The organism is Pandoraea thiooxydans (assembly GCF_001931675.1).
Lineage (GTDB): Bacteria > Pseudomonadota > Gammaproteobacteria > Burkholderiales > Burkholderiaceae > Pandoraea > Pandoraea thiooxydans.
Genome location: NZ_CP014839.1, coordinates 3,371,106 through 3,391,055 on the forward strand (window position 1 = coordinate 3,371,106; position 19,950 = coordinate 3,391,055).

At 63.9% G+C, this 19,950-nt stretch carries 18 protein-coding genes; 14 read left to right on the forward strand and 4 right to left on the reverse strand.

Features of this window, described 5'->3' with window-relative positions:
- Positions 1-3: 3 nt before the first annotated feature.
- From lnt to PATSB16_RS15460, 8 genes are all read left to right on the forward strand, one after another.
- On the forward strand, positions 4-1,554 hold the full coding sequence (gene lnt / locus PATSB16_RS15425; protein ID WP_156884782.1) for an apolipoprotein N-acyltransferase: 1,551 nt from the start codon (positions 4-6) through the stop codon (positions 1,552-1,554).
- An 83-nt stretch (positions 1,555-1,637) separates the two neighbouring features.
- Complete coding sequence (gene glyQ, locus PATSB16_RS15430) at positions 1,638-2,621, forward strand: glycine--tRNA ligase subunit alpha (RefSeq protein WP_047216646.1); 984 nt, start codon at positions 1,638-1,640, stop codon at positions 2,619-2,621.
- Positions 2,618-4,744, forward strand: a complete 2,127-nt coding sequence (gene glyS, locus PATSB16_RS15435; protein ID WP_047214967.1) for a glycine--tRNA ligase subunit beta — start codon at positions 2,618-2,620, stop codon at positions 4,742-4,744. Before glyQ ends, glyS begins: the two co-directional genes overlap by 4 nt.
- 30 nt (positions 4,745-4,774) lie before the next feature.
- Positions 4,775-5,359 (forward strand): D-glycero-beta-D-manno-heptose 1,7-bisphosphate 7-phosphatase, encoded by a 585-nt coding sequence (gene gmhB, locus PATSB16_RS15440; RefSeq protein WP_047214968.1) that lies wholly within the window; start codon positions 4,775-4,777, stop codon positions 5,357-5,359.
- A gap of 13 nt (positions 5,360-5,372) precedes the next feature.
- Entirely contained in the window at positions 5,373-6,101 is a 729-nt protein-coding gene (locus tag PATSB16_RS15445) for a lysophospholipid acyltransferase family protein (RefSeq protein WP_047214969.1), read from the forward strand.
- Between the two features lie 13 nt (positions 6,102-6,114).
- Positions 6,115-7,014, forward strand: coding sequence for a M48 family metallopeptidase (locus PATSB16_RS15450; protein WP_083566894.1), 900 nt, complete (start codon positions 6,115-6,117; stop codon positions 7,012-7,014).
- Between the two features lie 106 nt (positions 7,015-7,120).
- The gene (gene gloA, locus PATSB16_RS15455) at positions 7,121-7,519 is read left to right on the forward strand and encodes a lactoylglutathione lyase (RefSeq protein WP_047214970.1); all 399 of its coding nucleotides are present in this window, start codon (positions 7,121-7,123) and stop codon (positions 7,517-7,519) included.
- A 32-nt stretch (positions 7,520-7,551) separates the two neighbouring features.
- The gene (locus PATSB16_RS15460; protein ID WP_047216649.1) at positions 7,552-8,403 is read left to right on the forward strand and encodes a DMT family transporter; all 852 of its coding nucleotides are present in this window, start codon (positions 7,552-7,554) and stop codon (positions 8,401-8,403) included.
- Here PATSB16_RS15460 and rsmA read toward each other — a convergent pair.
- The 4 genes from rsmA to PATSB16_RS15480 are packed head-to-tail and all read right to left on the reverse strand — an operon-like array spanning position 8,387 to position 13,896.
- A complete protein-coding gene (rsmA, locus tag PATSB16_RS15465) occupies positions 8,387-9,217 on the reverse strand; it encodes a 16S rRNA (adenine(1518)-N(6)/adenine(1519)-N(6))-dimethyltransferase RsmA (protein WP_047214971.1) in 831 nt (276 codons plus the stop codon). The two genes, PATSB16_RS15460 and rsmA, sit on opposite strands and share 17 nt — an antisense overlap.
- A gap of 13 nt (positions 9,218-9,230) precedes the next feature.
- Positions 9,231-10,241, reverse strand: coding sequence for a 4-hydroxythreonine-4-phosphate dehydrogenase PdxA (pdxA, locus tag PATSB16_RS15470; protein ID WP_047214972.1), 1,011 nt, complete (start codon positions 10,239-10,241; stop codon positions 9,231-9,233).
- 12 nt (positions 10,242-10,253) lie between these two features.
- Positions 10,254-11,627, reverse strand: coding sequence for a peptidylprolyl isomerase (locus PATSB16_RS15475; RefSeq protein WP_047214973.1), 1,374 nt, complete (start codon positions 11,625-11,627; stop codon positions 10,254-10,256).
- A 7-nt stretch (positions 11,628-11,634) separates the two neighbouring features.
- The gene (locus PATSB16_RS15480) at positions 11,635-13,896 is read right to left on the reverse strand and encodes an LPS-assembly protein LptD (protein WP_052892713.1); all 2,262 of its coding nucleotides are present in this window, start codon (positions 13,894-13,896) and stop codon (positions 11,635-11,637) included.
- Between the two features lie 215 nt (positions 13,897-14,111).
- Between PATSB16_RS15480 and PATSB16_RS15485 the strand changes: the two genes are divergently transcribed.
- From PATSB16_RS15485 to PATSB16_RS15510, 6 genes are all read left to right on the forward strand, one after another.
- Positions 14,112-15,176 carry an aminoglycoside phosphotransferase family protein gene (locus tag PATSB16_RS15485; protein ID WP_047214975.1) on the forward strand — a complete coding sequence of 355 codons (1,065 nt, stop codon included), beginning with the start codon at positions 14,112-14,114 and terminating at the stop codon, positions 15,174-15,176.
- Positions 15,177-15,179: 3 nt separating this feature from the next.
- A complete protein-coding gene (gene murU, locus PATSB16_RS15490) occupies positions 15,180-15,914 on the forward strand; it encodes an N-acetylmuramate alpha-1-phosphate uridylyltransferase MurU (RefSeq protein WP_047214976.1) in 735 nt (244 codons plus the stop codon).
- A 45-nt stretch (positions 15,915-15,959) separates the two neighbouring features.
- Positions 15,960-17,303 carry an aminopeptidase P N-terminal domain-containing protein gene (locus tag PATSB16_RS15495; RefSeq protein WP_047214977.1) on the forward strand — a complete coding sequence of 448 codons (1,344 nt, stop codon included), beginning with the start codon at positions 15,960-15,962 and terminating at the stop codon, positions 17,301-17,303.
- Positions 17,300-18,502, forward strand: a complete 1,203-nt coding sequence (locus tag PATSB16_RS15500) for a UbiH/UbiF/VisC/COQ6 family ubiquinone biosynthesis hydroxylase (protein ID WP_047214978.1) — start codon at positions 17,300-17,302, stop codon at positions 18,500-18,502. Before PATSB16_RS15495 ends, PATSB16_RS15500 begins: the two co-directional genes overlap by 4 nt.
- Positions 18,503-18,673: 171 nt before the next feature.
- The gene (gene dusB, locus PATSB16_RS15505) at positions 18,674-19,711 is read left to right on the forward strand and encodes a tRNA dihydrouridine synthase DusB (RefSeq protein ID WP_206093710.1); all 1,038 of its coding nucleotides are present in this window, start codon (positions 18,674-18,676) and stop codon (positions 19,709-19,711) included.
- Positions 19,708-19,941 carry a Fis family transcriptional regulator gene (locus tag PATSB16_RS15510; RefSeq protein ID WP_047214979.1) on the forward strand — a complete coding sequence of 78 codons (234 nt, stop codon included), beginning with the start codon at positions 19,708-19,710 and terminating at the stop codon, positions 19,939-19,941. The genes dusB and PATSB16_RS15510 overlap by 4 nt, the downstream gene beginning before the upstream one ends.
- Positions 19,942-19,950 lie beyond the last annotated feature (9 nt).

The window sequence follows — 19,950 nt, forward strand, 5'->3', positions numbered from 1 at the left end:
GACATGCGCGTGACGACGGCAACACTGCCGCATACCCGGCAGGGCTGGTCGTATGCCACGATCGGCGCGGTATGCGGCGCGCTTCACATGCTGGCGTTCGCGCCGCGCGACTGGTGGTGGCTGGAGATCGCCGCCCTGGCCGGCCTTTATGCGCTGGTCGAGCGCAGCGCCAGCGTGCGCCAGGCCATCGTCAGCGGTTGGGCCTTTGGCCTGGGCTGGTTTCTGGCCGGCATCTGGTGGTTATACGTCAGCATGCATACGTATGGCGCCATGCCGGCGCCCATCGCCGGCCTGGCGGTGGTGCTGTTCGCAATTTACCTGGCACTCTTCCCCGCGTTGGCCGCTGGGCTGAGCAGAAGCCTTGCGCCGCGTCCGGGCGTGCGCCGCATCCTGTGTTTCGCTGCCGCATGGCTGTTATCGGAGTGGTTGCGCGGCACCCTTTTTACCGGCTTCCCGTGGCTTGCCAGCGGCTACGCGCATACCGACGGCCCGCTCGCCGGCTACGCCCCCGTGGTCGGCATGTATGGGGTGAGCGCCGCGGCGGCCTGCAGTGCGGCGCTGCTTGCCACCTTGTGCCGCGGCGGCATGCCGCTGGTGCGGCGCCTGCCGCCATTGCTGGCACTGCTGTTCGTGACCGGACTCGGCTTCGGCCTTTCTCATATTGCCTGGACCCATCCCAGCCACCGGCCGATCTCGGTGCGCCTGCTGCAAGGCGACGTCCCTCAGGAAATGAAATTCGAGCGCAGCGGCGTCGAGCGTGCCATGCGCCTATACCGCGACATGATCGTGGCCAAGCCGGCAGACCTGATCGTCACGCCGGAGACCGCCTTCCCGGTGCTGCTGCAGCAGATTCCGGACGACGTTGCCACGCCGATACGGGCATTTGCCGACGCCACCGGCTCGCACATCCTGCTGGGTGCGGTCGGCGACACGCTCACCCCGCAGGGTCCGACCGACTTCACCAACAGCCTGTTCGGGCTCACCCCCGGCAACCGGACGCTATACCGTTACGACAAGCACCATCTGGTGCCCTTCGGTGAATTCGTGCCCTTCGGCTTTCGCTGGTTCGTCGACCTGATGAAGATTCCGCTGGGCGACTTCCATCGCGGCGACGCGATTCAGCCCAGTTTTGCCGTCGGCCCGAACCGCATTGCCGGCGATATCTGCTACGAAGATCTGTTCGGCGAAGAGATCGCGCGCACCTTGCGGCATCAGGCAGAGCCCGCCGACTTGCTGGTCAACGCGTCGAATCTTGCCTGGTTCGGCGATACCATCGCACTCGACCAGCACTTGCAGATCGCCCGCATGCGTTCGCTGGAGACCGGGCGCCCGATGCTGATGGCGACCAACACCGGCGCAACCGCCATCATCGACGCCAACGGCCGGATCCAGGCGGCTTTGCCGCGCGAGACGCCCGGCGTGCTCGAAGGCTCGGTACAACCCTACGCTGGCCTCACGCCATACATCCGTTTCGGCAACTGGCCTGCGCTGATTCTGGCCGCAGCGGTGCTCGGCGCCGCCGCCGCCATCGCAAAACGTAACAAAACCCGCTAAAATTCAATGTTTTAGCAACAGGCGCCAGCCCGCGACCGCGGCCGGGCGAGTGCGCCTGAATCGACTTGCCGCGCGAACTTATCATGCTCACCTTTCAACAGGTCATCCTGACCCTCCAGGATTACTGGGACAAACAGGGTTGCGCGCTGCTGCAGCCTTATGACATGGAAGTCGGGGCCGGCACCTCCCATACCGCAACGTTCCTGCGAGCCATCGGCCCGGAACCCTGGCGTGCGGCCTACGTGCAGCCGTCGCGCCGTCCCAAGGACGGCCGTTACGGCGAGAACCCCAATCGGCTGCAGCATTACTACCAATACCAGGTCGTGCTCAAGCCCGCGCCGGAAAACATCCTCGACCTTTACCTCGGTTCGCTGCGGGCGCTCGGACTCGACCTGACCCAAAACGACGTGCGCTTCGTCGAGGACGACTGGGAGAATCCGACGCTGGGCGCCTGGGGCCTGGGTTGGGAAGTGTGGCTCAACGGCATGGAAGTCACCCAATTCACCTATTTTCAGCAAGTCGGGGGCATCGACTGCAAGCCGGTGCTGGGCGAAATCACCTACGGCCTCGAACGGCTGGCCATGTACCTGCAAAAGGTCGAGAACGTCTACGACCTGATCTGGACGCAATGGGAAGAGAACGGCCAGCAGCGCCGCCTGACCTATGGCGACGTGTTTCACCAGAACGAGGTCGAGCAATCGACCTACAACTTCGAATTTTCGAATGCCGAACTGCAATTCGGCTTCTTCGACAACTACGAAGCCGAGGCCAGGCGGCTCATCGAGGCGCAACTGGCCCTGCCCGCCTATGAAATGATTCTCAAGGCGGCGCACGCCTTCAACCTGCTCGATGCCCGCGGCGCCATTTCGGTCACCGAGCGCGCGGCCTATATCGGCCGCATCCGCGCGCTGTCGCGCCTGGTGGCGCAAGCCTATTTCGACTCGCGCGCCAAACTCGGCTTCCCGATGTGGTCGTGGGACGGCGCCGACGCCGATACGCTCTCGAAGGAATACGGTGACATTTACACGGCGGCCATGACGGTGCGCTCCGGAGCTGCAGTCGCATGAGTCATAACACCCCCCTCCCGCTGCTGGTTGAATTATTCACCGAGGAACTGCCGCCCAAAGCGCTGGCGCGCCTGGGTGACGCCTTCGCGCAAGGCATCGAGCGCGGCCTGAAAGAGCGCGGCCTGTTGCCGCCCGAGGCGCTCGCAACACCATTCGCGACACCGCGGCGACTTGCCGTGGGTTTCGATGCCGTGCTGGGCAAGGCCCCCGATACGGCGATCCGCGCCAAGGTGCTGCCGGTGTCGGTGGCACTCGACAAAGACGGCAATCCGGCGCCGCCACTGGCAAAAAAGCTCGCCGCCATGGGCTTTGCCGATCTGCCGCTCGACGCCCTCGAGCGCGCCAGCGACGGCAAGGCCGAAGCTTTCTTTTACACCTATACGGCTCCTGGGCTGGCGCTGGCCGAGGCTCTGCAAGCCGCGCTGGATGAAACGCTCGGCAAGTTGCCGATCCCCAAGGTCATGAATTATCAGCGCCCGGATGGCAAATCCGTGCAATTCGTGCGCCCGGTGCATGCGCTGGTGGCCCTGCACGGCAGCCAGATCGTGCCGGTCACGGCGCTGGGACTCGCCGCCGGCAACACCACCCTGGGACACCGCTTTCTGTCACACGGCCCGATCTCGCTGGACGCGGCACAGAACTATGCCGGCCTCCTCGCCGAACAGGGCAAGGTAATCGCCAGCTACGCCGAACGCAAAGCGACGATTCGCCGCGAACTGCTGGCCAAGGCGGGGGGCGATCACGTGGTCATGCCCGAAGCCCTGCTCGACGAAGTGTGCGCGCTGGTGGAGTGGCCTGTGGTCTATGAGTGTCACTTCGAGGCGGCATTCCTGGAGGTCCCGCAGGAGTGCCTGATCCTGACCATGCAGACGAACCAGAAGTACTTTGCCGTGACCGACCGCCCGCTCGAGCAGGGCGGCCGCTTGCGCAACCGCTTTCTGATCGTCTCGAATATTGCCACCGCCACGCCGCAGCATATCGTCGAGGGCAACGAGCGCGTGGTGCGCCCGCGTCTGGCTGACGCCAGGTTCTTCTTCGCGCAGGACCAGAAAAAGACGCTGGCGCAGCGGGTGCCGCAATTGGCTCAGGTGGTCTATCACAACAAGCTCGGCACGCAGCTCGAACGCACCCGGCGGCTCGAGAAGCTGGCCGGTGCCATCGCCGCCGATCTCGGCGCAGACCCGTCTCAATGCGAGCGCGCGGCGCATTTGTGCAAAGCCGATCTGCTCACCGACATGGTCGGTGAATTCCCCGAGTTGCAAGGCACCATGGGCACCTACTATGCCCGCCATGACGGCGAGTCGGAGGAGGTCGCGCTGGCTTGCTCGGAGCACTATCAGCCGCGCTTTGCCGGCGACAACCTGCCGGCCTCCTTGACCGGCACCGTGGTGGCGCTGGCCGATAAGCTCGAAACGCTGGTCGGCATCTGGGGCATCGGCCTGCATCCGACCGGCGAAAAGGATCCGTTTGCGCTGCGCCGCCACGCGCTGGGCGTATTGCGCATTCTGATCGAAAAGCCGCTGCCGCTGTCGCTGCCCGCTTTGTTGGACGCGGCATACGCGCAATTCACCGGCGGCGTCAAGGCGCCCGATTATCTCGCCGACGTCTATCAGTTTTTGCTCGACCGGCTGCGTGGATACCTCAAAGACAAAGGGTATTCTGCCAATGAGATAGAAGCGGTACTCAGTCAGAACCCCGCTCGCATGGACGACGTGCTGATGCGCCTGGAAGCCGTACGCGCGTTCTCCGCGCTGCCGGAGGCCGAGGCCCTGGCGGCCGCCAACAAGCGTATCGGCAATATTCTCCGAAAAGCCGGTGAGGATCGCGAGAGCAGCGGCATCGCATCGATCGTGACCCCGGCGTTGCTCAAGGAGGACGCCGAGCGCGCGTTGGCCGCGGACGTCGCCAGGGTCGCCCCGGTGGTCAGCGAGCGCCTGACCGAGCGGGCCTATGGCGATGCGCTGGCCGCATTGGCACAATTGCGCACCGCCGTCGACGCCTTCTTCAACGACGTGATGGTGATGGCCGACGACATGGCGCTGCGCAACAACCGGTTGGCGCTACTCGCGCAGCTGCATGCGCAGATGAACTGCGTGGCCGATATTTCCAAACTCGCCGCGTAGCGCGCTGCCCATCCCCGGAATCGATACGCCATGGACGCCCGCAAGGAAAAGACGCAGCCGCCCCACTCACGCAAGCTCGTGATTCTCGATCGGGACGGCGTTATCAACGCCGACTCGGATCAGTTCATCAAATCTCCGGAGGAGTGGATCGCCATCCCCGGGGCGCTCGAGGCAATTGCCCGCCTGAATCAGGCCGGCTACCGGGTTGTGGTGGCCAGCAACCAGTCGGGTATCGGCCGCGGGCTGTTCGACATGGTCGCGCTCAATGCCATCCACACCAAGATGCATCGCGCCGCGGCCACCGCTGGCGCGCGCATCGACGCGGTCTTTTTCTGTCCGCACACCGCAGAGGATCGCTGCGAATGCCGCAAGCCAAAGTCCGGCCTGCTCGAGGAGATCGCGCGACGCTACGAACTCAGCCTGAGCGGCGTGCCGATCGTCGGGGATTCGTTGCGCGACCTGCAGGCCGGCGTACCGCTGGGCTGCGATCCGCATTTGGTCCTCACCGGCAAGGGCCGTAAAACACTCGCGCACGGCAACCTGCCGCCACACACCCAGGTGCACGACAGTCTGCAAGCGTTCGCCCTGGATTTTCTTGCCGCAGGGCAGGACTGAACGGGACGGTTGCATGCTTTTTTTTCGCTCTCTGCTGTTTTTCCTGTTCCAGATTTTCTGGACCATCCCCTACGCCGTGGCCTGCATGGTCGCCTTTCCTTTCATGCGTGCGCAAAGCCGCTACTGGTTTGCGGTTGGCTGGTGCCGCACCATGCTGAAGGCCGCCGACGGGCTGTGCGGCATTCGGTTCACCGTCATAGGCAGGGAGAATCTCCCCGACAGACCGGCGGTCGTGCTGTCGAAACACCAGTCCGCGTGGGAAACCATTGCCTTGCCGGCGCTCATGCCGCGGCCGCTGTGCTACGTCTTCAAGCGGGAGTTGCTCTACATCCCCTTTTTTGGCTGGGCTTTGGGCCTTCTGAGCATGATTCACATCAACCGCAAGGACGGCATCAACGCGTTCAACTCGGTCGTCACGCAAGGTAAGGCGCGCTTGGCCGAGGGTTCGTGGATCATCATCTTTCCGGAAGGCACGCGCACGCCGACCGGAAGTCGGCGCAAATACAAGTCGGGCGGCGCACGGCTGGCCACCTCCACGCAGGTGCCGGTCATTCCGATCGCTCACAATGCCGGCCGGGCCTGGCCTCGAAAATCGTTTCTCAAATATCCGGGTCTCATCACAGTGTCGATCGGGCCGTTAATCGAAACGGCCGGCTTGACGCCGGAACAGGTCGGCGGCAAAGTGGAAGCCTGGATCGAGGCTGAAATGGAGCGTATCGATCCGCAAGCCTACCGTTCCTGACCGGTTGAACACCATGCGGCCCGCCCCTGCTGTGCGCCCTGCCTCGCCGCGACGCTCGTCGCCCCATACCGAGCCACAGTCGCAACTCGAACTGCCCTTTTTCGGTGCCGACGACGGCGCGCGTGATGCCGTACCGATGCCCCTGCCGAGCAATCCGCCGGCGGCCGCTCCTGGCACACCGTCCCGGCATCAGCGCGCGCTGGCGCTCGACGGACATGTGTTGAGTTATCACTTCAAGCGATCGTCGCGCCGAACCATCGGCTTTATCGTCGACGAATCCGGTCTCACCGTAACGGCGCCACGCTGGGTGACCATTGCGGATGTCGAGGCCGCCATTGCCGAAAAACAGCGCTGGATTTTTGCCAAACTTGCCGAATGGCAAGACCGGGCGGTGCGCCGCCGTGTACCGCGCGTGACGTGGGTCGACGGCGCCAGCCTCCCTTATCTGGGCCAGCCACTGATGCTGCGGCTTGGCCGCCCGGGCGGTCCCGGCGGCCCGCTTCACGACGCCGCAAGCGGCACGCTTTGGCTGGACCTGCCGCCTCAGGCACAAGCACAACAGATGCGTGATCGCGTCCAGGGGTGGCTGCAGCAGCAGGCGCGGCTGCTTTTTGTCGAGCGCCTCGACTTTTATGCCCTGCGCCTAGGCACGCGTTATACGGCTCTGGCGCTGTCATCCGCAGCCACCCGCTGGGGCAGCTGCAGCGCCGATGGACGGATTCGGCTCAACTGGCGGCTGATCCACTTTCCGCTGAGCGTTATCGACTATGTCGTCGCGCACGAACTGGCCCACCTCAAGGAAATGAATCATGGTCCGCGGTTCTGGCAAACCGTGGCGTCGGTCTTCCCCGATTTCGAAATCGCCCGCGCCAACCTCAAGGAGCATGCGCCGGAACTGGTTCCGGAGTTCTGAAGCACGCTGCGCCATATGGCGGCCCTGCGTCGCACGGGCCTCTGCAAAACACGGGACACGCCATTACAATGACGCTTTCCCCTCAATTAAAAATTAACTTAATTCAATGAACATCCTTCATACCATGCTGCGCGTGGGTGACCTGCAACGCTCGATCGACTTCTACACAAAGATCCTGGGCATGCGGTTACTGCGCAAAAGCGAGAATCCGGAATACAAATACACCCTGGCTTTTGTCGGCTATGGCGGCGAAGGAGCGGCCGAGCTGGAGCTGACCTACAACTGGGGCGTCTCGACGTATGAACTCGGCACCGCTTTCGGTCATATCGCGATTTCGGTCGACGACGCCTACGCGGCCTGCGAACGCATCAAGGCGGTTGGCGGCAAGGTGACGCGTGAAGCCGGCCCGGTCAAGGGCGGCACGACCGTCATCGCGTTCGTCGAAGATCCTGACGGCTACAAGATTGAACTGATCCAGAAATCGTCGGCTGCCGTGACGTTGTGAGGCGTCCGCCCGACGCACTGGCCGTCGGCCTGATGATCGTGCTTTGCGCGATCTGGGGGCTGCAGCAAGTCGCTATCAAGGTCGCCGTGCCGACCGTTCCCGCTGTGCTACAAGCGGGCGTTCGCTCGACCATCGCCACCGTGCTGGTAATGCTTTGGATGGCCTCGCGTGGCCAACCGGTATGGAAGCGCGATGGCACCCAAGGCGCGGGGTTGCTCGCCGGCTTGCTGTTTGCCGGCGAGTTCGCTTGCGTGTTCATTGGCTTGACGCACACGTCGGCCTCGCGCATGGCCGTCTTCTTGTATACGGCGCCCTGCTTTACCGCACTCGGCCTGCACTGGTTCGTGCCCGGGGAGCGGCTACGCAAATCGCAGTGGGTGGGGATCGCCCTGGCGTTCGGCGGCATGCTGTTGGCCTTCGCCGACGGCCTGAGCGCATCACACACCGGACGGAGCACATGGCTGGGCGATAGCCTCGGGATTCTGGCCGGCATTTTTTGGGCCGCAACCACAGTACTCGTGCGCGCCACCTCGCTGGCCGACGCCAGCCCGAGCAGGACCCTGCTTTACCAGTTGGCGGTGTCTTCGATCGCCCTGCTGGCGCTCGCCGGTGTCGACGGCCACTGGCGAATTCAGGCGTTGCCGCCCTTGGTCGTCGCCAGCATACTTTACCAGGCCGCAGTGGTCGCGTTTATCAGCTATCTGGCTTGGTTTTGGCTATTGACGCGTTACATGGCCTCGCGCCTGTCGGTCTTCTCGTTCCTGACGCCGCTGTTCGGCGTGAGCTTCGGGGTACTTTTGCTGGGTGATCAGATCGGCCCGCGCTTTTTGGGTGCCTCCGCCATGGTGCTCACGGGGATCGCGCTGGTCAACCTGCGGCGCTAGCTGGCGGCGTGCACGCGGCAACCGCGTTGGCCAGCGCGACATACTCGGCCACCGGGACCTCTTCGGCGCGACGCGTCAGATCAAAAGCGAGCGCCTCGAAATCGACATGCTCGAGATACTCGGCCAGCGTGTTGCGCAGCATCTTGCGTCGTTGCGAAAACGCGCTGGCCACCACACGTCCCAGCACTACCGGATCGACCGAGGGCAAATCCGCTCGTGCCAGCGGGATCATTCTCACCACCGCTGAATTGACCTTGGGGGGCGGGTTGAACGATGTCGGGGGCACGTCCAGTACCTTGTCCATCCAGTAGCGGAACTGCAGCATGACCGACAGGCGCCCATAGTCCTTGGTGCCCGGTTCGGCCACCATGCGATCGACGACTTCGTCCTGCAGCATGAAGTGCTGGTCGCGCACGCGGTCGGCGAATTGCATCAAATGAAAAAGCAGCGGACTGGAGATGTTGTACGGCAGATTGCCAACGATGCGCAATCCGCCGCTCGGCGCGAGTTGACCGAAGTCGAACGCCAGTGCGTCACCCGCGTGCAGCGTCAGTCGGGCGCCAAAGCGCTTTTCCAGCCGTCCCAGCAGATCGCGGTCGAGTTCGACCGCGTGCAGATGATCCAGATGCTCGAGCAGCGGCGCGGTCAGCGCGCCGAGTCCCGGGCCGATCTCGACCATCAGATCCTGGCGTTGCGGCGCAATGGCCGCAACGATAGCGTCGATGATGCCCAGATCGACAAGAAAATTCTGCCCGAAACGCTTGCGCGCGATGTGGCCCTGGTGGGCCGCCGGCCGGTGCGGGGGTTTGACCATACTGCAAAATTCCTTAGGCGGCGGGTTCGATCCGACGCGCAGTTCGCGCCATCTGGTTCGCCGTGCGCAGTGCCTCGATGAGGCTGCCGCAATCGGCGCGGCCCGAGCCGGCCAGATCGAGCGCCGTGCCGTGATCGACCGACGTGCGAATGATCGGCAAGCCGAGCGTAATATTGACGCCGCGCCCGAAACTGGCGTACTTGAGAACCGGCAGGCCCTGATCGTGATACATGGCCAACACGCAATCGGCATCGGCCAGATAATGCGGCTGAAACAGCGTATCGGCCGGATACGGCCCCATCGCATCAATACCTTCGGCACGGGCGTCGGCCAGCGCTGGCGCGATCACGTCGATCTCCTCACGCCCGAGATAACCGTGCTCGCCGGCATGCGGATTGAGCCCGGTGACAAGGATGCGCGGGCGGCGCTTGCTGAAATAACGGCCCAAATCCGCGTCGATGATGCGCAGCGTAGCCAGCAAATCACCGCGTTCGAGCGCCGCGGGTACGCGGGCGAGCGGCAGGTGCGTAGTGGCCAGAGCAACGCGCAAGCCGCCGCCGGCCAGCATCATCACCACTTTGGCAACACCCGTGCGCTGCGCCAGATACTCCGTATGGCCGGTAAACGGCACGCCGGCGTCGTTGATGGTGCTCTTCTGTAATGGCGCCGTGACCAGTGCGTCGTAGCGCCCGTGCAGTGCGCCGTCGATCGCGTCGTCGAGCAATGCCAGAACATATGGGCCATTACGGGCATCGAGATGCCCGGGCGCGGCCGGTACGGCCAGCGCGTGATGAGTCATGACAACCCGGCCGCCGGCGAGCATGTCGGCCCACTCGGCTTGCAGACCGACCGCGCCGGCCCGCTGCGCCAGCAAATCGGCATCGCCCAGCACGTGGCACCGAACGTCGGTCAACTCATTTTGGGTGTCGAGTTGTGCGAGCGCCTGAATTGTCAGCTCCGGCCCCACTCCGGCGGGTTCACCGGAGGTCACGGCCAGTTCGAGCGGGCGGTCGGCGGTCACCATGACATGAAGCCGTCAGCCCGGCTGGTTCAGCCGGTTATCGACGTAGGCGCTGTCGCGCAGTTGCAGCAGCCAGTTGCGATAGGCAGCCTCCGCTTTGCGCGCACGGATTTCCTGCAGCGCCAGATTGCGCTCCTGATCGCCCGTGACGCGTTCTTCCCGGTGCCCCAACACCTGAATCAGGTGATAGCCGAACTGGGTGCGTACCGGATCGCTGATCTGACCGTCCTTCAAGGTGCTGAGCGCCCGCTCGAATGCCGGCACCGTCTCGCCGGGAGACAGCCAGCCAAGGTCGCCGCCTTGCGAAGCCGAACCGTCCGCGGAATATTTTTTCGCGTATTCAGCGAACGTCCCGTCGCCGGCCTCGATCTTGTGCTTGATCTCGAGCAGTTGCTCACGTGCCTGTTCTGCCGTGACGCCGTTGCCGATCTTGATCAGGATGTGGCGGGCATGAATCTGCGGCACCAGCATGCCGGCGCTCGCGCCGCCCTGACGGACGTCGAGCAGTTTGACGATATGAAAGCCGTCCTTGCCCCGCAGCACTTGCGGCACAACTTCGCCGCCCTTCAAATTCTTGACGGCGTCGAGCAGCAGGTCGGGCAAGCGTTCGGCGATGCGGTATCCCAAATCGCCGCCTTTGGCGGCGGCCTCGCCATTGGAGTATTTTTCCGCCAAGGCGGCGAAGTCGGCACCACCCTTGACCTGGGCAAGCAGATCATCGGCCTTGCGCTTGGCCTGGCTTACCTGGTCGGCTGTGGCGTTGTCCGGCACACCGATGACGATTTGCGCAACGTGATATTCAGTCGGCTTGTCCTGCGCCTGGCCATTGTTCTGGCTCGCCAGATAGGCATCGATCTCGGATTGCGACACTTCCACCTTGCTGTCGACTTCGGCCTGGCGCACGCGCGCGATCAGCATCTGGTCGCGCACCTCCGTGCGGAACACGGACCAGGACACGCCCATCGAGGCCAGGCGCTGTTTGTATTGATCGACCGACATCTTGTTGTCGGCGGCAACCCGTTGAATCGCCTGCGAGAGATCGTCGTCACTGACCGTGATGCCATCTTCCTTGGCTCGTTGCAGCTGAACGTCGATCAGAATCATTTGATCCAGCACTTGCTGCTGCAACGTCTCGTCATCCGGAACCGGACGCCCTTGCAGCGTGAGTTGCCGCTTGGTGTCCCTGACGCGCGCATCCAGCTGATTGCGGGTAATCACGGCATCGTTGACCACCGCGACAATCGAATCCACCGGCCTCAAGGCTGCCGGCTGGTTCGCAGACCCTGCGCCGACCGCCTGTGCGAATGCGCCGCCGGCAACCAGCCACAGGCCGAGGCACAAGCACGAAAGCAGCGAGGCCGGGGCCCGCTGTGCACGAATACGCTTCATGATGACGTCATTCATAGTTGGTGAATCGAGAAGGAATCGGTGTCGGTGTCTGAGGCGCGTAGCCTGGTATCGCCTGTTGGAACGCCCGTGTCACGCTGGTGCCGGTCTTCGACAGGCCTTTCAGTTCGAGTTGAGCGAAAACCCCGGTGTTCGATGTATTGAGACTCGTGGTGTAGCGCTGGAAAGCGATCCGGAACGCCCAGCAATCGGCATCATACTCGAAACCCGCCAGCGCATCGACGACGTTATGCGTATTGGGCGCGTAAGTGACGCTGCCGGCCAGGCCAATCCGGCGCGTCAGCGGCCACTGCGCCGAGAGCTGGATCTGGTCGACTTCGGTGTTGTTGAGCAGCGGCGAGACCGGCAGGTAGTGGTAATACGCATTGAACACACGGCGCCCACCCGGACGCCAGGTCAAGCCGACGTCGGTCTGGTTGACCTGACGGGTGTTCGGGCTGTACTGCAGGTCGGAGGTGAATTGCCAGTTATAGGGCAATTGCGTCGACGCGCCGACCACCACATCCGACATGGTCGAGTCGTCGGGCTCGCCGCCGGGCAGCAGGGTCACCCGCGAGGGCCGGAAGTTATAGCGTTGCGCGATCACGAAGCGGGCCAACTCGGCACCGGTATCGGCATTGATGAAGCGCGAGGTCACACCCACCGTGATGCGGTTGGCGTCGGAGATCCGGTCGTTGCCGACAAAGGAGTTCTCGCTGAAGATCTCCGCCATATTGAAATTGGCCGCGGACGTATCGAACAGCGGAATCGCGTCCTGATTGCGGTACGGCGTGTACACATAGAACAGTCTCGGCTCGAGCGTCTGAATCAGGTTCAGGCCGAACCAGTGCAGATTGCGTTCGAAGTCGAGTCCGGTGTCGAAACTGAGGGTCGGCACCGTGCGGTTGATGTTGTTCGGCACGCCGGATGCCAGATTACTGATCTGATACGAGGTCGCGTTGAAGATGACCTTCGGGATCGCGTAGTAGCCCGGTGTCAGGAACGGATAACTGACTGTCGCCTTGGAGTAGATCCGTTGGCCGTCCGGTTGCGAGGCGGACGGCGTCGGCATGCGGAAATTCGTGTAATCGTTGACGACGTTGATGTCGAACCCATGCCAATCGTACTTGTTATATGTCGCCTGAAACTCCGGCTTGATGTCGTACGGCGGCGCATTCGGCGCAAGCGTCTGATAATCGAGCACCTGCGTCATGAACGACCAGCCGCCGATTCCCCAAGACAGGCCCGCCTGCTGCGTGTATTGGCTGGTCACGCCATACTGGAAGTTATTCGCGCCGAAGTCCTGCGGGTACGTCGAATCCGATACCCTGGTGTAATTGACAAAGGCGCGCACGCCGAACGGCAGAGTCTGGTTGTGTTGCAGCGAGTACAAATACCGGTTGGTGCCGGTCAGGTGGTCGTTATTCAGGTACTCGATATGGAACTTGCCCGCGTAGGTCGGCTCGAGATAGCGGAATTCGGTGTTCCACTGGATGCCTCGCTTGGTCAGGATACGCGGCGCAAAGGTCAAATCGCGGTTCGGTGCGATATTGAAATAGTACGGCTGCATGAACTCGAACCCGCTGGTCGAGCTCTGCCCGAAAGTCGGCGGCAGCAACCCCGAGCGGCGCGCGCTGGTGAGCGGGAACGTCAGGTAGGGGCTGGCGAGAATCGGGACATGCTGAAAGAACAGCACGCCGTTATATGCGGTGCCCACGCCTCGGTCGGTATCGAAATCCATTTCCTTGGCGCGGAAATACCAGGCCGGATCCTTCTGGCAACTGCAGCCGGAATAGGTGCCGTCGGTCACCTTGATCTGAGTCTGATCGGCGATATCGATGCGCTTTGCCTTGCCGCCGCCATTGGTCGCGCCGATATGGTACGACGGCGTGAGCATGAAACCGTCGCCGGCATCCAGATGAAGACTCGCTTGCGGCCCGATAAAGCGGTTGCCGTTGTCGGTCAGCCGCACGCTGCCGGTGGCGCGAACCACGTCGCTGTCCTCGTCGTAATGAATGTGATCTGCCTTGACCACCGAGCGATAGTGCCGCATCTGCGCGGCGCCTTCGAGCGTGACGTCCTGGTCGACATGCCCCTGGGCACTGTCGCTCTTGGTGAAAATCGCCACGCCCTGGTTCGGCCCCAGGGAGAAGTCCTGCAATGCCGGCACGCTCTGCAGTTGCAGACCGCCGGCGCCCGCCACCACGGGCGGCGTCATTTCCTGCGCGACGGCGTGTGCGGCCCACCACCCCGGCAAGGACAGCAGCAGCACGAGCGGTTTCAGCCTCAGCCCCAAGGGCGAATAAGTGGATCTAGGCGGCATGAATGCAAATGGCGAGACAACCAGGGCGCCACCTGCAGGCGGCCAAATTCGCGTCCGATACGGTCTGGGCCGGAACGGGCGAAGCGGTCGGTCGGGTTCGAGAAGTAGGGTGTTTGGAAAACATCATCGGGTATTATATGGCAAGACGTTTTCACCCCCACATCATGACCGCACTTCCTGCCACCGCGACTCCCGATCCGCTCGCGCAAGCCCACGCCGAAGCACGCCAGGCCGCTCTCGAACACTGGCTGGCCGAGGTCAAGGCACCTTTCGCACTCGACCTCGCCACCGTCGCGCCAGCCTCGGTCGATGCAAGCTTTCGCCGTTATTTCCGTGTCGCCAGCGCTTCGCCCGCGCACCCGACCCTGATCGTCATGGATGCGCCGCCCCCTCAGGAGGATTGCCGGCCGTTCGTCCATGTGAGCGGACTGCTGCACGAGGCGGGCCTGAACTCCCCCAGAATACTGGCGCAAGACCTGACCCAAGGTTTCCTGCTTCTGAGCGACCTGGGGCGGTCCACCTACCTGGACGTGCTCGACGAGCATAACGCCACGCGGCTGTATCGCGCCGCCTTCGACGCGCTGATCGCCTGGCAGCTTGCCAGCCGGCCGGGTCAGCTGCCGCCGTATGACAAGGCCCTGCTGCAGCGCGAACTGGATCTGTTTCCGACCTGGTACATCGAGCGCCATCTGAACATGGCTTTGTCGCCATCGCAGCAGGAGGTACTGGCCCAAACCAATACCTTGCTGATCGACAGCGCGCTGGCGCAGCCGCAGGTCTATGTGCACCGCGACTACATGCCGCGCAACCTGATGGTGAGCGAGCCTAACCCGGGCATCCTGGATTTCCAGGACGCCGTGTACGGCCCGCTGACCTACGATGTCATCTCGTTGTTGCGCGATGCATTCATCAGCTGGGAGGAAGACCTGCAACTCGATTGGCTGATTCACTACTGGGAAAACGCCAAACGTGCGGGCTTGCCGGTGCGGCAGGATTTCGGCGAGTTCTACCAGGAATGCGAGTGGATGGGCCTGCAGCGCCATCTTAAAGTGCTCGGCATTTTCGCGCGAATTCAGTATCGCGACGGCAAACCGCGGTATCTGGCAGACACGCCGCGCTTCCTGCAGTACGCGCACAAAGTGGCCGCGCGCTACCGCCCGCTGCACCCACTCGCCCGCCTGCTCGATACGCTCGACGGCAAGAGCGCGGCCGTCGGCTATACGTTCTGATCGATGAAAGCGATGATTTTCGCGGCCGGGCGCGGCGATCGCATGCGCCCGCTCACCGACACCACGCCAAAACCGTTGCTGTGCGCCGGCGGCAAGCCCCTGATCGTCTGGCAGATCGAGCAACTGGCCGCCGCCGGCTTCGAGCGCATCGTGATCAATCACGCGTGGCTCGGCCAGCAGATCGAGGATACGTTGGGCGACGGCCGGCGCTTTGGCGTGCGAATCGACTATTCCGCCGAGAGTGAAGCGCTCGAGACAGCCGGCGGCATCGCCCACGCGCGCGAGCTGCTCAGTGGCGAAGGCGACATCTTCCTCGCCGTCAGCGGCGACATCCACACCGATTACGATTACGCACGCCTGCGCCGGCACGCCGAGCGCCTCGGCGAGCGCGCCGAACCCGGCATGCACCTGGTGATGGTGCCCAACCCGCCGTTTCACCCCGAAGGCGACTTTGCGCTGTGCGACGGGCGCCTGTCGCTCGACCCCGCCCTGGCATCGCAGCGACTGACCTTCGGCAACATCGGCCTGTACGACCTGCGCCTGTTCGATGCCATGGCCCCGGGCACGCGACAAGCGATGACGCCGTTCTACCATGCCAGTATTGCCGCAGGCACGGCCAGCGGCGAATGCTGGCGCGGCGCGTGGGACAATATCGGCACGCCCGCGCAACTGGCCGCCCTCGACCGGCGCCTGAGCGCTGCCGGCAACCCATCGCCAGCAGCGCTAGAATTGCCCTGAGTTGCAGCGCTTCCCATTTACGCACGCCAATCCACCGGACTATTCATGGACGCCCTTCGATATCGTCAACGCCGCGAGCAGATTTTCGATCACATGACGCGCCTGGGCGGCGGTGTCGCCATCCTCCCGACAGCCCCGGAAGCCACGCGCAATCGCGACAGTGACTTCCCCTATCGGCACGACAGTTATTTTTACTACCTGAGCGGTTTTGGCGAGCCCGAGTCGGTACTGGTGCTCGACAGCCGCAATCGCACGGCGACCCTGTTCTGCCGGCCCAAAAACGAAGAACGGGAAATTTGGGATGGGTTCCGGTACGGGCCCGACGCCGCGCGCGAGACCTTCGGCTTCGACGCGGCCTACCCGATCGATGTGCTCGACGAGCGCATCGCAGTCATGCTCGCGGATGCGACTGCGCTGTTCTATCCGCTCGGTACATCCGCGCGCTTCGACCGGCAGGTGCGTCATTGGCTTGCCGCGGTACGCGCCCAGGCCCGCGCCGGGGTCAGCGCCCCATCCTCGGCGCATGACCTGTGCGCCGCGCTCGACGAGATGCGGCTGGTCAAGGATGCGGATGAACTGGCGATCATGCGCCGCGCCGGGCAAATTTCCGCGCAAGCCCACGTGCGTGCGATGCAAGCCTGCCGGCCGGGCATGCGCGAATATCAGCTCGAGGCCGAGCTGCTGTACGAATTCCGTCGGCACGGTTCACAGTCGCCCGCCTACACGTCGATTGTCGCGACCGGCGCAAACGCGTGCGTGTTGCACTACCGCGCGGGCGATACCGAATGCCGCGACGGCGATCTGTGCCTGATCGACGCGGCCTGCGAACTCGACGGCTATGCGTCCGACATTACCCGGACCTTCCCCGTCAACGGCCGTTTCAGCGCGCCGCAGCGCGAACTCTACGATCTGGTGCTGGCCGCCCAGCAGGCCGCCATCGACGCCACGCGCGCGGGAGTCAGCTTCAACGATCCGCACGACGCCGCAGTGCGCGTGCTGACCCAGGGCATGCTCGACACCGGACTGCTGCCTCGCGACAAGCACGGCACGCTCGACGACGCGATCGCCAGCAAGGCCTACACGCGCTTTTACATGCACCGCACCGGGCATTGGATCGGCATGGACGTGCACGATTGCGGCGACTACCGGGAGCCCGCAAGCGGCGGTCAGGCCGGCAGCGAGCGGCCTTCGCGCATCCTGAAAACCAACATGGCACTGACGGTCGAACCGGGCATCTACGTGCGGCCCGGGCCCGACGTGCCGGAGCGCTATTGGCGCATCGGCATTCGCATCGAAGACGATGCCGTGGTCACGCCGGCGGGCTGCGAACTGCTCACCCGCGACGTGCCCGTCAAGGCCGACGACATCGAGGCATTGATGCGGCAATGACGCAGCCAGGCACGCCCCTCGCACAACCCGGAACATTCGATCTGGCGATCGTCGGTGCAGGCCCGGTCGGCGCCGCGCTGGCGCTGATGCTGGCGCAGCGCGCGCCCGCGCTGCGCATTGCACTGATCGATGCGCGCCGGCCGCCGCTGCAGTACGACGCCGATCCGCGGGCGCTGGCCCTCTCGCACGGCAGCCGCCTGTCGCTCGAGCGGCTGGGCGCATGGCCGTCCGGCCCGCGGGAAGCGACACCAATACAGCACATTCATGTATCGCAGCGTCGTCATTTCGGCCGCGTCGTGATCGACCATCTCGAGCACGGCGTGCCGGCCTTGGGATACGTGGTGCGCTACGGCACCGTCATGCGCGCGCTGGACGCGCGGCTCGACGCATTGCCGACCGAGACCTTCACGCATCTGCGGCAAACGCGCGCCACGGCGCATCGGCAGAACAGCGGCGCAGTCACGCTCACGCTCGAGCGGGATGCCGGGACGACTACGTTGCGCGCCGCCCTGGCGATCAATGCCGAAGGCGGGCTTTTCTCGACCCAGCAGCAAAAGCCGCGCACCCGAGACTACCGGCAAAGTGCACTGGTGGCCTTCGTGACCTGCGACCGGCCGCTGCCGGCCTGGGCCTGGGAGCGCTTCACCGCCGAGGGACCACTTGCGCTGCTGCCGCTCGAAAACGGCTACTCGCTGGTCTGGTGCTGCTCGCCGGCGCTGGCCGAGCAGCGCCAGCAATTGCCCGACGACGCCTTCCTGACGGCCCTGAACGACGCCTTCGGTAGGCGGATGGGCCGCTTTACCAGCGTCAGCGGACGGGCGGTTTTCCCGCTTGGACTGAACGCCTTGCCGCATCTGGTCGAGGGCCGCATCGCCGCGATCGGTAACGCAGCACAAACCCTGCATCCGGTGGCCGGACAAGGGCTGAACCTCGGTTTGCGCGATGCGTTCGCACTGACCGAGGCGATTTGCCGCACCTCGCCACCCGACGCAAGTCCGGCGGCGTTGGCGCGCTTCGCGCGGCAGCGCGCCATCGACCGTCAGCTGACGATCGGCCTGACCGACCTGCTGCCCCGGCTGTTTTCGAACGATGCGGCACCACTGGCGACCTTGCGCGGCCTGGCGTTGGCTGGGCTGGAACTGGTCCCCCCGCTCAAGACCGCCTTTGCGCGCCAGATGATGTTCGGCCAGCGGCGCTAGCCGTCCATACCGGACCCAGCGCGGCGGGTATCGCAAGCGGTCGGGCCGGGCCCGGTCAGGGTCCGCCGTCATTTTTCGTGCCAGGTAAAACCGCACATATCCCGCCAATTTGCCGGACGGGGGGTGTTTTTCGCAGTAAAATACAAACTTTTTCCCGGCTTTCTTCGCAACGTGCGCATCGGCTCCCACGAACTCCGCAACAACCTGTTCGTCGCCCCCATGGCGGGGGTGACGGATCGCCCTTTTCGTCAGTTGTGCAAGCGACTGGGGGCGGGTTATGCCGTGTCCGAGATGGTCGCGTCGAACGCGCAATTGTGGAAAAGCGAAAAGACCCAGCGGCGCGCCAACCATGAAGGCGAAGTGGCGCCGATCGCCGTGCAGATCGCCGGCGCCGACCCGTCGATGCTGGCCGAGGCCGCGCGCTACAACGTCGATCGCGGCGCACAGATCATCGACATCAACATGGGGTGCCCGGCCAAGAAGGTCTGCAACGTGTATGCGGGCTCGGCGCTGCTGCAAAACGAGGAACTGGTCACGCGCATTCTCGAAGCGGTGGTCGGCGCGGTCGGTTGTGGGCCGAACGCCGTGCCGGTGACGCTGAAAATCCGTACCGGCTGGGACCGCGCGCACAAGAATGCGCTCAACATTGCGCATATCGCCGAAGCCAGCGGCATCAGCATGCTCACCGTGCATGGCCGCACGCGCGCCGATCTGTACCACGGCGAAGCCGAATATGACACGATCGCCGCAGTCAAGGCCGCCGTGCGCATCCCGGTGGTGGCCAATGGCGATGTCGACTCGCCCGCCAAGGCCAGGCACGTGCTGAGCGTTACCGGCGCCGACGCGATCATGATCGGCCGGGCCGCGCAGGGTCGTCCCTGGCTTTTCCGCGAAATAGCTCATTACCTGGAAACCGGCGAGACCGGTCCGGCGCCGCGCGTGGATGAAATCCAGCAGATCATGAACGAGCACCTGCTCGATCATTACGCGTTTTATGGCGAATTCACCGGCGTGCGCACCGCGCGCAAGCATATCGCCTGGTACACGCGCGGGCTGCCGGGCGCGAATCTGTTCCGGCACCACATGAACACGCTCGACTCGAGCCAGGAGCAACTCGCTGCCGTCAATGAATTTTTCGAACAACAGAAGATGTACTCGGAGCATCTCTGTTACGAACAAGAATCTCCGAGGGAGCTTTTAGCCGCATGAGCAAACACAACATCGAACAATGCGTGCGCGACAGTCTGGACTCGTATTTCCGCGATCTCGACGGCGCACATCCGCACGGGGTGTATGAGATGGTGGTCTCGGTGGTCGAGAAGCCGCTGCTGGAATTCGTGCTGCACAAAGCCGACGGCAACCAGTCGCTGGCAGCCGAATACCTGGGCATCAATCGCAACACGCTGCGCAAGAAGCTGCAACAGCACGGCTTGTTGTAATCCCGTTAT

What these genes read in the sequence shown, in the direction of transcription:
- PATSB16_RS15445 (WP_047214969.1), top strand. Translation starts at nt 5,373, where the DNA reads ATGCTTTTTTTTCGCTCTCTGCTGTTTTTCCTGTTCCAGATTTTCTGG.
- lnt (WP_156884782.1), top strand. Translation starts at nt 4, where the DNA reads ATGCGCGTGACGACGGCAACACTGCCGCATACCCGGCAGGGCTGGTCG.
- gmhB (WP_047214968.1), top strand. Translation starts at nt 4,775, where the DNA reads ATGGACGCCCGCAAGGAAAAGACGCAGCCGCCCCACTCACGCAAGCTC.
- PATSB16_RS15450 (WP_083566894.1), top strand. Translation starts at nt 6,115, where the DNA reads ATGCGGCCCGCCCCTGCTGTGCGCCCTGCCTCGCCGCGACGCTCGTCG.
- PATSB16_RS15460 (WP_047216649.1), top strand. Translation starts at nt 7,552, where the DNA reads ATGATCGTGCTTTGCGCGATCTGGGGGCTGCAGCAAGTCGCTATCAAG.
- glyS (WP_047214967.1), top strand. Translation starts at nt 2,618, where the DNA reads ATGAGTCATAACACCCCCCTCCCGCTGCTGGTTGAATTATTCACCGAG.
- pdxA (WP_047214972.1), bottom strand. Translation starts at nt 10,241, where the DNA reads ATGGTGACCGCCGACCGCCCGCTCGAACTGGCCGTGACCTCCGGTGAA.
- PATSB16_RS15485 (WP_047214975.1), top strand. Translation starts at nt 14,112, where the DNA reads ATGACCGCACTTCCTGCCACCGCGACTCCCGATCCGCTCGCGCAAGCC.
- rsmA (WP_047214971.1), bottom strand. Translation starts at nt 9,217, where the DNA reads ATGGTCAAACCCCCGCACCGGCCGGCGGCCCACCAGGGCCACATCGCG.
- murU (WP_047214976.1), top strand. Translation starts at nt 15,180, where the DNA reads ATGAAAGCGATGATTTTCGCGGCCGGGCGCGGCGATCGCATGCGCCCG.
- PATSB16_RS15495 (WP_047214977.1), top strand. Translation starts at nt 15,960, where the DNA reads ATGGACGCCCTTCGATATCGTCAACGCCGCGAGCAGATTTTCGATCAC.
- PATSB16_RS15500 (WP_047214978.1), top strand. Translation starts at nt 17,300, where the DNA reads ATGACGCAGCCAGGCACGCCCCTCGCACAACCCGGAACATTCGATCTG.
- glyQ (WP_047216646.1), top strand. Translation starts at nt 1,638, where the DNA reads ATGCTCACCTTTCAACAGGTCATCCTGACCCTCCAGGATTACTGGGAC.
- PATSB16_RS15475 (WP_047214973.1), bottom strand. Translation starts at nt 11,627, where the DNA reads ATGAAGCGTATTCGTGCACAGCGGGCCCCGGCCTCGCTGCTTTCGTGC.
- PATSB16_RS15510 (WP_047214979.1), top strand. Translation starts at nt 19,708, where the DNA reads ATGAGCAAACACAACATCGAACAATGCGTGCGCGACAGTCTGGACTCG.
- gloA (WP_047214970.1), top strand. Translation starts at nt 7,121, where the DNA reads ATGAACATCCTTCATACCATGCTGCGCGTGGGTGACCTGCAACGCTCG.